This is a genomic window from Variovorax sp. NFACC27, assembly GCF_048301545.1.
Lineage (GTDB): Bacteria > Pseudomonadota > Gammaproteobacteria > Burkholderiales > Burkholderiaceae_C > Variovorax > Variovorax gossypii.
Genome location: NZ_CP157613.1, coordinates 1,754,794 through 1,769,641 on the forward strand (window position 1 = coordinate 1,754,794; position 14,848 = coordinate 1,769,641).

Below are 14,848 nucleotides of genomic sequence, written 5' to 3' on the forward strand. Positions count from 1 at the left end.
GGGGCCGGCCTTTTGTTTCGATCCGCTGGCAATCCCGTGGCGCGCGGGGCGCCGCCGGGATGCCGGGCCGGATTACCAGGACCAGGAGGCGCCGATGCCGCCGCCGACCTTGCCGCTGCTGCCGCTGCCGATGTTCACCTTGATCTGCGCGCCTTCCCCGATGCGGAAGCTGGCGGCAGCCGCGATGGCCGAACGGCCATCGAAGGAGCCCACGCCCACGCCGATGCCGAAGCTCTTGCCCGCTTCGAGCGCCGGCACCGAGGCGGCGGCCAGCGCGATGGCCGCGCCGGTGCTGCTGGTCTTGCGCATGTCCTGCACTTCGTTGCGGACCTGGTTCAACTGCGACATGTTGGCCGCGTCCGTCGGCAGCACGCCCGGAGCCACGTTCTGCACCCGGCCGTTGGCGACCACGCCGTTGCCCGCCGTGATGGTGCCGCCCGCATTCACGTTGCCGGTGACGTTGACCGTGCCCGCATTCAGCGTCGTGACGTTGCCGGTCACGGCGTTGATCGTGGTGATGTTGCCGGTCTGCGTGTTCAGCACCGTGATGTTGCCGTTGGCGGCCGTGATCGTCTGGAAGTTGCCGGTGGTCGCATTCACCGTGCTGGCGTTCACCGTGTTCGCGTTCACCGTCGTGGCGCTGACCGTGTTGGCCGTCAGTGCATTGATGGTGGCGCTGGCGGCAGACAGGTTGGTGGTGCTGACGTTCGTCGCGCTCAGCGTATTGATCGTGCCGCGGCTCGCCGTCAGGTTGGTGGTGCTGACGTTGGTGGAGCTCAGCGTGTTGATCGTGCCGGCGTTGGCCGTCAGGTTGGTGGTGCTGACGTTGGTGGCACTCAGCGTGTTGATGGTGCCGGCATTGGCCGTCAGGTTCGTCGTGCTGACGTTGGTGGCGCTCAACGTGTTGATCGTGCCGGCGTTGGCCGTCAGGTTCGTCGTGCTGACGTTGGTCGAGCTCAGCGTGTTGATGGTGCCGTTGTTCGCCGTCAGGTTCGTGGTGCTGACATTGGTCGAGCTCAACGTGTTGATCGTGCCGTTGTTGGCCGTCAGGTCCGTCGTGCTGACGTTGGTCGCGCTCAGCGTGTTGATGGTGCCGGCGTTGGCCGTCAGGTTCGTCGTGCTGACGTTGGTGGCGCTCAACGTGTTGATGGTGCCGTTGTTCGCCGTCAGGTTCGTGGTGCTGACGTTGGTGGCACTCAGCGTGTTGATCGTGCCGTTGTTGGCGGTCAGGTCCGTCGTGCTGACATTGGTCGCGCTCAGCGTGTTGATGGTGCCGGCATTGGCCGTCAGGTTCGTGGTGCTGACGTTGGTGGCGCTCAACGTGTTGATCGTGCCGTTGTTGGCGGTCAGGTCCGTCGTGCTGACATTGGTCGCGCTCAGCGTGTTGATGGTGCCGGCGTTGGCCGTCAGGTTCGTGGTGCTGACGTTGGTCGAGCTCAGCGTGTTGATGGTGCCGTTCGATGCCGTCAGGTTGGTGGTGCTGACGTTGGTCGAGCTCAACGTGTTGATCGTGCCGTTGCTGGCCGTCACGTTGGTCGTGCTGACGTTGGTGGAGGTCAGCGTCGAGATGCTGCCGGTGTTCGACGTCAGGTTGGTCGTGACGACGTTGGTGGCATCGACGTTGGTCGCCAGCACGTTCGTCGAGGTGATGCCGGTCGCCATGATGTTGGTCGAGGTCAGCGACTGGATCGTGCCGTTGACCGACGAGATGCTGCCGGTGGTCACGCTGTTCGAGCTCAGCGAGTTGACTGTGCCGTTGGCGGCCGAGACGTTGGTCGAGGTGACGTTCGTTGCGGAGACCGTACCCGCGCTGACGCTGCCGGCGGACACGGTGCCCGCGGTGAGGGTGGCCGTGCTGATGCTGGTGGAGGTCAGGCTGTTGACCGTGCCGCTGTTGGCGGACAGGTTGGTCGACGTGACGTTCGTTGCGGAGACGGTACCCGCGCTGACGCTGCCGGCGGACACGGTGCCCGCGCTGAGGGTGGCCGCGCTGATGCTGGTGGTGGTCAGGCTGTTGACCGTGCCGCTGTTGGCGGAGAGGTTCGTCGAAGTGACGTCCGTGGCGGAGACCGTACCTGCACTGACGCTGCCGGCGGAGACGGTGCCTGCGGTGAGGGTGGCCGTGCTGATGCTGGTGGAGGTCAGGCTGCTGACAGTGCCGCTGGTGGCCGAGAGGTTGGTCGCGGTGACGTTGGTCGAAGACACGGTGCCGGCAGCGATGCTGCCCGCGGACACGGTGCCCGCGGTGAGCGTGGCGGTGCTGATGCTGGTGGAGGTCAGGCTGTTGACCGTGCCGCTGGTGGCGGAGAGGTTCGTCGCGGTGACGTTGGTCGAAGACACGGTGCCTGCGGTGAGCGTGGCGGTGCTGATGCTCGTGGAGGTCAAGCTGTTGACCGTGCCGTTGGTGGCGGAGAGGTTGGTCGACGTGACGTTGGTGGAAGAGACCGTACCTGCGCTGACGCTGCCTGAGGACACGGTACCCGTAGTAAGGGAGGTCGTGCTGATGCTGGTGGAGGTCAGGTTGGTGGCCGTTGCCGAAGTCGCGCTCAGGCTGGTAGTGGTCACGCGCGTTGCGGTGATGCTGCCCGCCGCGACAGTGCCCGAAGTGATGCTGCCTGAACTCAGGGTATTGATCGTGCCGTTGGTGGCGGTGAGCGTGCCTGCGGTGAGGTCTGTCGCCGTCAGGTTGGGCGTGGAGATCCCGTCGTCGGAAGTCAGTACCCCGTTGTTCGGTCCCCCGGTCACGTTGACGTTGTTGCCGCCGACGCGAACCTGGGCGTGAGCCACAGGCAAAGTCAGCACATAACCGGCGCTCAGGAGCACCGATGCGAGCAGTTGGCTGACGCCCGGACGGCGAACAATGAAAGAGCGAACGCTGGGACGCTGGGATGTAGTCATTTGGACTTTCTTCCTTGGAAAATCAGTTGCCATTTCTGGTCTTCCAGGCGCCCTCGTCGCGTGGAAGCAGGGTTGGGTTTCATCGAGTTACCCAATGCAACCGATGCTAGGAATCGAGGTCTTCGCTGAACATCACCGGGATCCGTAGTTCTGGATGTATGCATGCAGGTCGATGCGGCATCGACGAATGCATGCATGGCCCGCGAAGCCAATGCACATGCGGCTTCGCGGGCATCGCACAAATCGCGTGGTGACGTTTCGAAACGCGATCTCGAGCGCGTTTCGTGTGGCGTGGTGCTACGTAACACGCGCGGTAACTCGCACGTAACAACGACGCAAAAACGGCCTTCAAAGGGCCCGCCCGTGTGCCTGTTTTTCAGGCGGTTCGAGGCAATTTCTTCAACGAAATCAAAGTACTACACGCGCCGAAGCATCGCGCGCGCCGTTGTTCGCCCGCGTGGGCATCGTTCCTGCGGTATCTGAAACGAAAGACAACATTTCGATGCTGCCCGCAGGGTAGCCAGATAGCCAGAGGAAGTCGCGTGATCAATTTTTTCTTGGGCATCGACAACGCATGCGGCACGGACGAAGTCCGGTGCGCGAGGGCAGGAGAGCGGACATGGAAATGAACATCCCGTACACCACAGCCTCCGCGAGGCCGGTGCCAACGGCCGCGCAGTTGTATGGCGGCGTCTTCCATGCAGCGCTGATCGTCGCGGACGATTCCGTCTCCGCCGATCGCATGCGGCGCATCCTCTGCGACCTCGCGCCGCATCGCCGCGTGGTGGTCGCCTCGGGCCGCGCCGAAGCGTTCAATCTGCTGGCGGCCTTGCCCTACGACCTCGTGCTGGTCGACATGCGGCTGCCGGGCAACGACGGCGTCGCGGTGCTGCAGCATGTGCGCCAGGCCTATCCGCGCATCGAGAGCGTCGGCATGTCGGCAACCGACGACCAGCAACTGGTGAACGCAGCCATCGCCGCCGGCGCCATCGGCTACCTGCTGACGGAGACCGACGATGCGGAGCTCGGCTATCTGCTGCGTTCGATCGAGCGCGGCGGCTCGCCGATGGACTCGCGCATCGCGCGGCGCATCCTCGGTTCGATCGCCGCCTCCGCGAAGGCGCGCACGATCGAGGCCATCCGCGTGCAGGGCCAGACGCCGCAGCAACAGCAGCCACATCAATATCAGCAGCAGCAACATCAGCAGGGGCCGGACTCGCGGCTGCCGCAGGGGCTGCTGTCGCCCCGCGAGCTCAAGGTGCTGCGCCTGATCGCGCAGGGCTGGAGCAACAGGCAGATCGCCGAGGCGGTGTACCTGTCGGTCAACACCATCGAGTTCCACGCCAAGAGCATCTACCGCAAGCTCTCCGTCAAGTCGCGGACCCAGGCGGTCCACGAGGCGATGCAGCACGGCCTTCTGAACTGAAGTCCCCGCGGCGACAGGCTCCTGTCGCCCCCGGCGGGCGCCCGCGTACGCGGCGCGCCTTGCCGTCGTTCGCCGGCCACGCGCATGGCGGCCATTGAATATCCCTTTAGCGCCCCGCTACAATCGCGGGTTGACTCCTGCTCCAGCGAAGAAGACAAGAGGATCCCCCCATGAGTGACATGAATTCCGGCTCGACCCGGATCGACACCAGCAAGCGGACTTGGCTGATTGCATCAGGCTGTGCCGGCGTGGCGGGCGGTGTGGCCACCGCCATCCCGTTCGTGAGCACTTTCCAGCCTTCCGAGAAGGCCAAGGCTGCGGGTGCCGCGGTCGAGGTCGACATTTCGGCACTCAAGGTCGGCGAGAAGATCACCGTCGAATGGCGGGGCAAGCCGGTCTGGATCCTCAAGCGCTCCCCCGAGCAGATCGCGGAGCTCCCCAAGCTGGACGGCCAGCTGGCCGACCCCCTCTCCAAGCGTCATCCCGACGAATTCACCCCCAAGTACGCACAGAACGAGCACCGCTCGATCAAGCCAGACGTACTGGTCGTGGTCGGCATCTGCACCCACCTGGGCTGCTCGCCGACCGACCGCTTCCAGGCCGGTCCGCAGCCCTCGCTGCCGAACGACTGGGAAGGCGGCTTCCTCTGCCCCTGCCACGGTTCCACTTTCGACCTGGCCGGCCGGGTCTTCAAGAACAAGCCTGCGCCCGACAACCTGCCGGTGCCGCCGCACATGTACCTGTCGGACACCAAGCTCCTGATCGGTGAAGACTCCAAGAAGGCCTGAGGCGGAAGAAGAACATGGCTGAATTCCACGAGATCTCCCCCAACGCACCCGCCGGCGCCAAGCTGCTGAACTGGGTCGACAACCGTTTCCCGCTGAGCAAGCTGTGGAACGACCAGTGGGGCAAGTACTACGCGCCGAAGAACTTCAACTTCTGGTACATCTTCGGCTCGCTGGCGATGCTGGTCCTGGTGATCCAGATCGTCACCGGCATCTTCCTCGTCATGCACTACAAGCCCGACGCGAACCAGGCGTTCGCATCGGTCGAGTACATCATGCGCGACGTGCCGTGGGGCTGGCTGATCCGCTACATCCACTCGACGGGCGCCTCGGCGTTCTTCATCGTGGTGTACCTGCACATGTTCCGCGGCCTCATGTACGGCAGCTACCGCAAGCCGCGCGAGCTGATCTGGGTGTTCGGCTGCGCGATCTTCCTGTGCCTGATGGCCGAGGCCTTCATGGGCTACCTGCTGCCCTGGGGCCAGATGTCCTACTGGGGTGCCCAGGTGATCGTGAACCTGTTCGCCGCCATCCCCTTCATCGGCCCCGACCTGGCCCTGCTGATCCGCGGCGACTACGTGGTGAGCGACGCCACGCTGAACCGCTTCTTCAGCTTCCACGTGATCGCGGTGCCGCTGGTGCTGCTGGGCCTGGTGGTCGCCCACCTGATCGCCCTGCACGAAGTGGGCTCCAACAACCCCGACGGCATCGAGATCAAGGCCAAGCGTGGCCCCGACGGCCATCCGCTGGACGGCATTCCGTCGCATCCGTACTACACCGTGCACGACATCTTCGGCGTGGTGGTGTTCCTCACGATCTTCTCGGCGGTGATCTTCTTCGCCCCCGAAGCCGGCGGCTACTTCCTCGAATACAACAACTTCATCCCGGCCGACTCGCTGAAGACGCCGAACCACATCGCCCCGGTGTGGTACTTCACGCCGTTCTATTCGATGCTGCGCGCGACCACCGACGACATGGTCAACGTGTTCTCGCTGATCATCGCAGCGGCCGCCCTCTGGAATCTCTTCAAGGGCAAGTCGGGCATGGGCCTGAAGATCGCAGGCCTCGTCGTGGCTGCCGTCGTGATCTGCCTGCTCAAGTACTTCGACGCCAAGTTCTGGGGCGTGGTCGTCATGGGCGGCTCGGTCATCATCCTGTTCTTCCTGCCGTGGCTCGACCACAGCGAAGTCAAGTCGATCCGCTACCGTCCGGGCTGGCACAAGTACGTGTACGGCCTCTTCGTGTTCTTCTTCCTGATCCTGGGCTACCTGGGCATCCAGCCTCCCGGCGTGTGGGGCGAACTGGCCATCGGCTCGTTCAAGCTGGACATCGCGCAGACCATCTCGCAGATCGGCACCCTCGTGTACTTCGGCTTCTTCCTCCTGATGCCGTGGTGGAGCCGCAAGGGCGAGTTCAAGACCGTGCCCGAGCGCGTGGTCTTCGCCGCCCATTGAGACAACCAGAAGCGCAAGAGAGCTGAGAGAAACACGATGAAGAAAAGCATTTCCGGCTGGCTCGCGGTCCTGGGGCTCGCTCTGGGCCTGACCTTCTCCGCGGCGGCATCGGCCGAGTCCGAGGGCATCGCGTGGGACAAGGCTCCCAACAAGACGACCGACCTGGCGTCCCTGCAGAACGGGGCCAAGCTGTTCGTCAACTACTGCCTGAACTGCCACTCCGCCGCCTTCATGCGCTACAACCGCCTGCAGGACATCGGCATCACCGAGCAGCAGATCAAGGACAACCTTCTGTTCACGACCGACAAGGTCGGCGAGACCATGAAGGCCAACATCGACGCGCGCCAGGCCAAGGAATGGTTCGGCACCACGCCGCCCGACCTGACGCTGGTCGCCCGCTCGCGCGCCGGTCACGGCGGCACCGGCGCCGACTACCTCTACACGTACCTCCGCACCTACTACCGCGACGGAACCAAGGCCACCGGCTGGAACAATCTCGTGTTCCCGAGCGTCGCCATGCCGAACCCCCTGTGGGAACTGCAAGGCGAGCGCCGCCCGGTGTATGCCAAGGTGGAGCAGCACGGCCACGAAGCCGAGGTGTTCACAGGCAAATGGGAGCAAGTCACTCCCGGTACCCTGACACCCGTGCAATACGATGCTGCTGTCGGCGACCTGGTGGGCTACCTGCAATGGATGGCCGAACCGGCACAGAACACCCGCATCCGCATCGGCGTATGGGTGCTCCTGTTCCTGGCCATGTCGGTGGTGTTCGTGTGGCGGCTGAACGCCTCGTACTGGAAAGACGTCAAGTAGTTCCGTCCACGCCGACCGGATACCCTCGGGCATCCGGTCCCGCAGAGTGGGTTGCCAACGCGACCCACTCTTTTTGATTTTTAGGAGTCTCTCGCCATGATGGTCTTGTATTCAGGAACGACCTGCCCCTTTTCCCACCGCTGCCGCTTCGTGTTGTTCGAAAAGGGCATGGACTTCGAGATCCGCGACGTCGATCTCTACAACAAGCCCGAAGACATCAGCGTGATGAACCCGTACGGCCAGGTGCCGATCCTGGTCGAGCGCGACCTGATCCTGTACGAGTCGAACATCATCAACGAGTACATCGACGAGCGCTTCCCGCATCCCCAGCTGATGCCCGGCGACCCGGTCGACCGCGCCCGCGTGCGCCTGTTCCTGCTCAACTTCGAGAAGGAACTCTTCGTGCACGTCTCGACGCTCGAGAACCGCACCACCAAGGGCAACGAGAAGGCGCTGGAAAAGGCCCGCTCGCACATCCGCGACCGCCTCACGCAGCTGGCCCCCGTGTTCCTCAAGAACAAGTACATGCTGGGCGACAACTTCTCGATGCTCGACGTGGCCATCGCGCCGCTGCTGTGGCGTCTCGACTACTACGGCATCGACCTGAGCAAGAACGCGGCACCGCTGCTGAAGTACGCCGAGCGCATCTTCTCGCGCCCGGCCTACATCGAGGCGCTGACCCCGTCCGAAAAGGTCATGCGAAAGTAATTAAGATCGCCCCCAGGCTTCGCGCACTTCGTGTCGCTTCGCCAACCCCCTTCCGGGGGCAACACCAGCGGCCCGGCAAAGCCGGTTCCGCGGTGTTCCGCGAAGAGACAGTGGCCTATTCGAGGCCGCGATTTCGCGATTGCACGGTACCAATTTCATGATCAACGCGCTCGAGTCGTCCTCCACCCGCCCGTACCTCATCAGGGCGCTGTACGAATGGTGCACCGACAACGGGTTCACGCCCTACGTCGCGGTGCAGGTCGACGACACCGTCCAGGTCCCGCGCGAGTACGTGAAGAACGGCGAGATCGTTCTCAACATCAGCTTCGACGCGACCAGCTCGCTCAAGCTCGGCAACGACTTCATCGAGTTCAAGGCCCGTTTCGCGGGCACGGCGCGTGAAATCAGCGTGCCGGTGGGACGGGTGATCGCCATCTACGCGCGCGAGAACGGGCAGGGCATGGCGTTTCCCGCGCCCGCGCCTGCCGTTTCGTCCGACAACGACGGCGCCGAGGTATCGGCGCCTTCCGCGCAAGGCGCTTCGCGGGCACCGCTGCGCGATGCATCGCGCGGTGGCGCGGAGGGCGGCGACGCCGGCAAGATCGTCCACCTGGTGACGGGCGACGACGGCAGCGAAGCAGTCGATGCCGGTGCGTCCGCCGACCCGACCGACGAGCCGCCGCGCCCGCCGGCTGGCGGCGGCGCGAGGCCGTCGCTCAAGCGCATCAAGTAGCGGATGCAGCGGGCCGCCGGGCATGCCGGCCGGCACCACTAGAATCACTGGAATTCGCCGCTTTAGCTCAATTGGTAGAGCACCCGCCTTGTAAGCGGAAGGTCGTCAGTTCGATTCCGACAAGCGGCACCATGAAAAAGAACCCCTGAGTCCCGAAACGGCTCAGGGGTTTTTCTTTTCTTTTCTCGTTCTCCGGCTTCCGGCTCAAGCCGAGGCGGATTGCGCCACGCCCTGCATCAGCAGCCCCAGCATCGCCAGCTGGGCCACCAGCGCCGGCCGTTGCGACGAGCGCATGTTTTCCAGCACGGCAGCCAGCAGCGTCGAGCTCTTGCCCAGTCCCGCCTGCTTCAGCCGCAGCACCTGGGCCTGCGCCCGCGACAGCGCGCCGCCGCTCTGGTGCCGCAGGCCCTGCCTGAGCCAGAGGGACAGCAGTTCCAGCGTGTCACCGGCGAGAGCGTTCAGGGCGGGTGCTTCCTCGGTGTCGCTTTGCAGGCCCAGCGGCTGCGGCGCGGCTGCCTCGACCTGAAGCACCACCGCACGCTGCGCCGTCAGCAGTGCCAGCGGCTGCATGACGACCCGGTCGCCCTGCAGGTGCACCGTGCCCGCCACGGCGCGCAGCGGGCCGTGCTCGCCGGCGAGCGTGCGGGCCAGTGCATCGACCGCGCCGGGCGAGACTGCGCGATGCGGCAATGCCAGATGCAGGCATTGGTCGTCGCCGTCCGCACCGGCTTCATCCGTTGCAGAGTCCTCCGGCGCAGCCTGCCCGAGTCGAGCGTGCAGCACCTGTGCCGCCGCGTCCCAATGGCACGAGGCCACTTCCATGCGCTCGAAGGCCACCACGTGCAACTGACCCGAAGCACCGGCAGAAGAGCCGCTCGCGGCCTGCCTCGGCCGCACGAAATCCGGCTGGGCCTCGCGCAGGTGAGCCACCAGCGCGGCCACGCTGTCTTGCCGCAGCGGGGCGACTAAGTCGTCCCACGACTTGGGCGACAGCGGCAGCACGCCCGTCTGCCGCGCGCCGGCCGTGATGTCGACCAGCCCGTTGGCGCGCCGCGTCGCGGTCTTGGTGATGACCTGCCCGCTCGCCAGCTGCCGCAGCGGAAAGCCGGCAACGCGCCGGTTCATGAGGTTGGGCGCGGCACCGCCGGCCGCCGCGTCGCCCTCGCGCGACCAATGGCGCTCCAGCACCGTCACGTTCTGCGTGTCGGGGTCGGCGAACAGGATGCTTGCGCCCTCGGCGTTCTCGTCCGACCAGAGTTCGGCCCCGAGCGACACCAGCCGCAGATGGTCGAGCGCGACCTCGCCCTTCACGCCGATGCCGAGGATCTGGCTTGCCGGCAGCGCGGCCCGCGCGGAGCCCGGCTGCTGCGGCCGCCCGGCATGCGCCGCAGCCTGCAGCCGCGCCCACAGCTCGGTGAGCACGCGCAGCAGCCGCAGCGGCTCGAAGCGGCTGCTGCGCGCCTGTTGCGCCTGCAGCAACTGCCAGAGTTCGTCGAGCGCGTCGTCCACCCAGCTCCAGCCCTGCGCGCGGACCTGGTCCCGTACGGCCTCGAAGCGGGCGGCCAGCGCCATCGCGGGCTGGCTCGATCCGTCCAGCCACAGCGACAGCAGCAGGGCGTCGACCTGCGCGCGCAATGCGAGCGCGGCTTCGCCCTGCATCACGGAAGAAGGCGGCGGCACGGCGTCGCCCGCGTCCCCGTTTGCCGACGCGTTCGGCTGGACCTCGACCATCACCTCCGCCGATCCCGGCGCCAGCGCTCCGGCCTGCCGGAATGCCCATACCGCGATCACGACGTGCGCGCAGCCGCTGCCCTGCTTGCAGTCGCAGCGTGCATGAACCAGCGAGCTGCGCGAGAAGAAGCGCACGCTGCACATCGGCAGCCGCGCCACCGGCGGCGCGCTGGCGCTGCGCCAGGCCTGCACGCCGACCACCGGGCGCGCGGCGGCGAGCTTGTTCGCCTGCTCGAGCACCGAGGGCGCGAGGCTCGCGGCCAGCACGGCGTCATCGAACTGCGCGGGGCTCCATGCGCCATCCGGTTCGGCCGAAGCTTCTTCGGGCGCGGCGGCCGATGCGTCGGCCTTGGCCGATGCGGCCCGGGCCTGGTAAGCCAGCACCAGCATCACCCGGTGCCGGCACATGCCGCTCGCGGGGCAACTGCACTGCGCGTCGCGCAGCGTGCGACCCGGCGGCAGGCTGGTGCGCACGCCGTCGTCGAACTGCGCCTGCACCGTGCCGTCGGCGCCGGTCTCCAGCGTCGGCAGCAGCCCGGCCGCCACGTCCTTCTGCGCGCGCTTGACGAAGCCGGCGTTCGCCAGCGCCGTCAGCGCCTCGGGCGTGAGCTCGAGCAGGTCGGCCCGCAATGCCGCGATGTCGCCGCTCATCCCTGCACCTTCTCGGCCAGCCAGCCGGCGAGCTGGCCCGGCGTCATGGCACCGATCTGCGCGCCTTCGCGCACAAGCCGCGCCGCCATCTCGCGGTCGTAGTTGGGCTCGGCGTTCGAGTCGAGCGCGGCCAGCCCCAGCACCTTGGCGCCGGACTCCACCAGCGCCTTAACGCGCCGCACCAGCTCGTGCTCGCTGCCGCCTTCGTAGAAGTCGCTCACCAGCACCACGATGCTCTTCGAGGGATTGGCGACCAGCGACTGCGCATAGGCCACCGCCTTCGCGATGTCGGTACCGCCGCCCAGCTGCACCTTCATCAGCAGCTCGACCGGGTCCGACACGTCGGCGGTCAGGTCGACCACCGCCGTGTCGAAGGCCACCAGCCGCGTGCGCATGCCGGGCAGCTGCCACAGGCAGGCGGCCATCACCGCGCTGTGGATCACCGAGTCGACCATCGAGCCGCTCTGGTCGATCAGCAGGACGATGTCCCACGGCTCCGCATGCCGCTTCGTGCGGCTGATGAAGATCGGCCGCTCCACGTAGAGCTTGCGGCGCTGCGGGTCGTAGCGATGCAGGTTGGCGGCCAGCGTTTGCCTGAAGTCGAAGTTGCGCGCCACCTTCATGCGCGAGCGGCGGCGCCGGTCGCGGCTGCCGCTGAAGGCCTGCCGCACTTCGGTCGCGAGCTTTTCCATGATGCGCCGCACCACCTCGGCCACCAGCTTGCGCGCGGCGGCCAGCACCTCGGGGTTCATCAGGTGCTTGGTGTGGAGCACCGCGCGCAGCAGCGATTCCGAAGGCTCGATGCGCTCCAGTACCTCGAGGTTCGTCACTACCTCGTCGATGCCGTAGCGCTCGACGGCGTCCTGCTCCAGCCGCTCGATCACTTCCTTCGGAAAGAGCGTGTGGATGGTGTTGATCCAGTCCGGCGTGCTCAGCGCCGAAGGCCCCAGGCCCGCGCTGCGTTCGCCGCGGCTCGCGCGGTCGCTGTCGCGGCCGTAGAGCCAGTCGAGCGCGGCATCGGCGGCCTGCGCCTCGGCGCTGAGGCCGCCGCAGGCCGATTCGGCCGGGTCGCCCAGCAGCAGGCGCCAGCGCTGCAGCGGATCGGGAATGTCGAGGCTCATGGGCGAGGGGCTTTCTCGGTGTCTTCTTCCAGCGCGACGCCCCAGGCGGCGAGGCGCGCGAGCACCGCGTCTTCCACGCGCCGCGCCTCGGCCAGCTGCTCGGGCGCGGCTTCGCCGGTGCGATGGGCGGTGAGGGCGCGGCGCGAAAGGTGCCTGGCGTCGTGCAGCGTCAGCACCTGGTCGGCGAGCAGTCCGCGCTCCTGCGGCGGCAGCCAGGCGAATGCCGCTCGCAGGCTGGGCATGGCGCGCACGAAGTCGGCGTTGTCCAGCGCCTGCACCGTGCGGTCCATGCCGGCGACGAAGGCGGGTTCGGAGGCGAGCGTCTCGCGCGCCAGCGCGAGCAGCCCGGTGAGCGCGTCGCCGAGCACGGGGGCGGGCAGCGAGTGCAGCAGCTGCATGGCTTCGTCCACGCCGTGGTCGCCGCTGCTCTCATGCCCATCGGCGAGGCGGCCCGCGAGGCTCAGCGTCGCGCCCAGCGCAGCGCCACGGCTCACAGGGGCGGCGGCAGCGTCGGCGGCCTTGCGCTGCCATACGGCGAGCGCACGGGCCGGCTCCACGTCGAGCAGCGACGGCGCGTACGCGTCGTGGGCGTTGTCCTGCGCATGTGCCAGCACGTCGGCCACGATCCGGCGCAGCGCCAGATGTCCTTCGAGATGCGCCTGCATGTCGGCCGGCGTGATGGCGGCGGGCGGCTCGAGCAGCCACAGCGCCCGGTCGAAGCCCGACTCGATCACCACGCGCAGCACGGGCGCGTCGGCCATGCCCAGCATCTGGCCGTGGCGCAGCAGCGTGTGAAGCACCGAGAGCGCGGGGCCCAGCGTCTCGAAGCGCGGCTCCGCGGCCATCGCGGCTCGCAGTTCGCGCAGCAGCGTCTCGCTGAGCGCCGACAGTCCCGCCCACGCGGCCTGGTTGAGTCCATCGGCCAACGGGCCGATCCGGCCCTGGGCCTGCCGCAGGTCGTCTTCGAGCCGGGCGCGTGCCGCGTCGTGCAGGCTGGCGCCCCAGGCGCCGGCCTCGATCAGCGCGGCCTGCTGCTCGAGCGGCTCTGCCAATGACCACTGCTCGGTGCGCTCGCCCGACATCGCGAGCTTCGGCCCCTGCGTGCGGCGCACGCCGGGCAGCCGCAGGATCGCGAGCCTGTGCAGCACGCGGCTCTTCGCACGATCGGCCTCGGCCAGCAGGTCGAGCTTGAGCTGGCCGCGCAGCACGATGCCGTGCGCCGCGAGTTCGGCCTGCACCGCGGCCACGAGGGGTGGCTGCGGCGTGCCGGGCGCGAGGCGGCCGGCGGTGTCGCCGGCCAGCACGTCCATGGCCTGTACCAGCACGGGATCGGTGCCGGGGCGCATCGCGCCGCGATACGTCCAGGGCAGCGGGGCGTCGAGCGCGTCCTTCACCAGCGCGCCGGCCAGCGCGTCGAGCCAGTCGGAGCGCAGCGGCTTGTCGTGCCCGCGCAGCCGCGCGAGCCCCTGCGCGCGCAGGTGTACGGCCATCAGGTCGGCGGTGGAGGCGGGCAGCTTCTTCTCGCGCAGGCGCTGCATCACTTGCTGCAGCGCACGGTGCGCGGCGCCTTCGGGGCCGTGCTCCCACATCCACTGGTAGTAGGCCGGGGAGGGCATGCCCGATGCGTAGCCCGCGAAGGCGTCGAGTCGCTTGAAGGTGTAGGGCACGAGGTAGGAGCCGAAGCGCAGTGCGCTTTCTGGTTCGCCGCTGTCCCCTTCGCTGCCTTCATCGTCTTCGTTGTCTGATTCGGTGGATGGCTGCGGCGTGTCAGGCAGCTCCGCCGGCAGCCCCTGCCAGAGCCGCGCGAGCGCCGGCGCGTGATAGCCGCCGCACACCACCAGCGCCTGCGCCCGGCCCGGTTCGCCCGGCTGTGCCATCGCCCAGGCGATCCAGCGCGCCATCATGGCCTCGCGCGCCTGGTTGCCCTGCGAGCCGGGGTCCTGGCCGCGCAAGTTGTCGAAGTAGGTCGAGAGGCGCCGGGCCAGCTCGGCCTCGTCGCAGCCGTCCTCGAACAGGTGGTCCCACAGCGCGTCGCGGCCCTGTACCGAGAGCTTTTCTGTCAGCGCGCGCTCGTAGGCTTCGGCGCGCTCCTCGTGCTCGTGGTCGACCACGTCGGCATAGCGGTTCTCCATGCGCGAGAAGGCGTCGTGCCAGGCCGGCAGGTCGATGAAGCGCACGCTGGAGCCCACCTCGCGCGCCACCTGCAGCGCCTGCCACTCGGGCGAATGCTCGGCAAAGGGCGACCACGAACCGCGGTGCGTGCGGTCGCCCGAGAGATAGCTGTAGATCGCCACCGGCAGCCGGTGCGGCAGGTACAGCTCGTCGAGGCGCTCGTTGAAGTCGGCGGGGCCCTCGATCAGCACGTACGACGGGCGCAGCGTGCGTATGCGTTCGGCCACCAGCCGCGCGCAGGCCGGGCTGTGGTGGCGCACGCCGACGATGTGGGGTGATTCGCTCATCCTCGTCACCGATGGCGCGCCAAGCGAAGCGAAGGCCCTTCGCGGAACACCGCGGAACCGGCTTGGCCG

10 protein-coding genes and 1 tRNA gene are annotated in these 14,848 nt (G+C 67.4%); 7 read left to right on the plus strand and 4 right to left on the minus strand.

All coding sequences use genetic code 11. From position 1 onward, the window contains the following. Positions 1-72: 72 nt before the first annotated feature. Positions 73-2,898 (minus strand): beta strand repeat-containing protein, encoded by a 2,826-nt coding sequence (locus ABL840_RS08200; RefSeq protein WP_418116225.1) that lies wholly within the window; start codon positions 2,896-2,898, stop codon positions 73-75. Between the two features lie 619 nt (positions 2,899-3,517). On the opposite strand from ABL840_RS08200, the gene ABL840_RS08205 reads away from it, so the two are divergent. From ABL840_RS08205 to ABL840_RS08235, 7 genes are all read left to right on the plus strand, one after another. Further along, on the plus strand, positions 3,518-4,324 hold the full coding sequence (locus tag ABL840_RS08205; protein ID WP_093196317.1) for a response regulator transcription factor: 807 nt from the start codon (positions 3,518-3,520) through the stop codon (positions 4,322-4,324). Between the two features lie 170 nt (positions 4,325-4,494). Continuing rightward, entirely contained in the window at positions 4,495-5,112 is a 618-nt protein-coding gene (petA, locus tag ABL840_RS08210; protein ID WP_093196315.1) for a ubiquinol-cytochrome c reductase iron-sulfur subunit, read from the plus strand. A 14-nt stretch (positions 5,113-5,126) separates the two neighbouring features. After that, entirely contained in the window at positions 5,127-6,563 is a 1,437-nt protein-coding gene (locus tag ABL840_RS08215; protein WP_093299839.1) for a cytochrome b, read from the plus strand. A gap of 36 nt (positions 6,564-6,599) precedes the next feature. Further along, positions 6,600-7,376 (plus strand): cytochrome c1, encoded by a 777-nt coding sequence (locus tag ABL840_RS08220; RefSeq protein ID WP_093196311.1) that lies wholly within the window; start codon positions 6,600-6,602, stop codon positions 7,374-7,376. 96 nt (positions 7,377-7,472) lie between these two features. Next, entirely contained in the window at positions 7,473-8,084 is a 612-nt protein-coding gene (locus tag ABL840_RS08225; RefSeq protein WP_007835362.1) for a glutathione S-transferase N-terminal domain-containing protein, read from the plus strand. Positions 8,085-8,241: 157 nt separating this feature from the next. Then, complete coding sequence (locus ABL840_RS08230; protein ID WP_093196309.1) at positions 8,242-8,817, plus strand: ClpXP protease specificity-enhancing factor; 576 nt, start codon at positions 8,242-8,244, stop codon at positions 8,815-8,817. A gap of 56 nt (positions 8,818-8,873) precedes the next feature. Continuing rightward, positions 8,874-8,949, plus strand: a tRNA-Thr gene (locus ABL840_RS08235). A gap of 72 nt (positions 8,950-9,021) precedes the next feature. Here the strand turns inward: ABL840_RS08235 and ABL840_RS08240 are convergent. From ABL840_RS08240 to ABL840_RS08250, 3 genes are read right to left on the minus strand one after another with little or no spacing between them, the layout of a single operon-like run. After that, positions 9,022-11,199: an SWIM zinc finger family protein gene (locus tag ABL840_RS08240; RefSeq protein WP_093299840.1), complete on the minus strand. Its 2,178-nt coding sequence runs from the start codon at positions 11,197-11,199 to the stop codon at positions 9,022-9,024. After that, positions 11,196-12,320 (minus strand): VWA domain-containing protein, encoded by a 1,125-nt coding sequence (locus ABL840_RS08245; protein WP_093196305.1) that lies wholly within the window; start codon positions 12,318-12,320, stop codon positions 11,196-11,198. Before ABL840_RS08245 ends, ABL840_RS08240 begins: the two co-directional genes overlap by 4 nt. Beyond that, positions 12,317-14,779, minus strand: a complete 2,463-nt coding sequence (locus tag ABL840_RS08250) for a DUF5682 family protein (RefSeq protein ID WP_093299842.1) — start codon at positions 14,777-14,779, stop codon at positions 12,317-12,319. Before ABL840_RS08250 ends, ABL840_RS08245 begins: the two co-directional genes overlap by 4 nt. Positions 14,780-14,848: the final 69 nt, after the last annotated feature.

Coding starts and splice junctions, on each gene's coding strand:
- ABL840_RS08200 (WP_418116225.1), bottom strand. CDS start 2,898: ATGACTACATCCCAGCGTCCCAGCGTTCGCTCTTTCATTGTTCGCCGT.
- ABL840_RS08205 (WP_093196317.1), top strand. CDS start 3,518: ATGGAAATGAACATCCCGTACACCACAGCCTCCGCGAGGCCGGTGCCA.
- petA (WP_093196315.1), top strand. CDS start 4,495: ATGAGTGACATGAATTCCGGCTCGACCCGGATCGACACCAGCAAGCGG.
- ABL840_RS08215 (WP_093299839.1), top strand. CDS start 5,127: ATGGCTGAATTCCACGAGATCTCCCCCAACGCACCCGCCGGCGCCAAG.
- ABL840_RS08220 (WP_093196311.1), top strand. CDS start 6,600: ATGAAGAAAAGCATTTCCGGCTGGCTCGCGGTCCTGGGGCTCGCTCTG.
- ABL840_RS08225 (WP_007835362.1), top strand. CDS start 7,473: ATGATGGTCTTGTATTCAGGAACGACCTGCCCCTTTTCCCACCGCTGC.
- ABL840_RS08230 (WP_093196309.1), top strand. CDS start 8,242: ATGATCAACGCGCTCGAGTCGTCCTCCACCCGCCCGTACCTCATCAGG.
- ABL840_RS08240 (WP_093299840.1), bottom strand. CDS start 11,199: ATGAGCGGCGACATCGCGGCATTGCGGGCCGACCTGCTCGAGCTCACG.
- ABL840_RS08245 (WP_093196305.1), bottom strand. CDS start 12,320: ATGAGCCTCGACATTCCCGATCCGCTGCAGCGCTGGCGCCTGCTGCTG.
- ABL840_RS08250 (WP_093299842.1), bottom strand. CDS start 14,779: ATGAGCGAATCACCCCACATCGTCGGCGTGCGCCACCACAGCCCGGCC.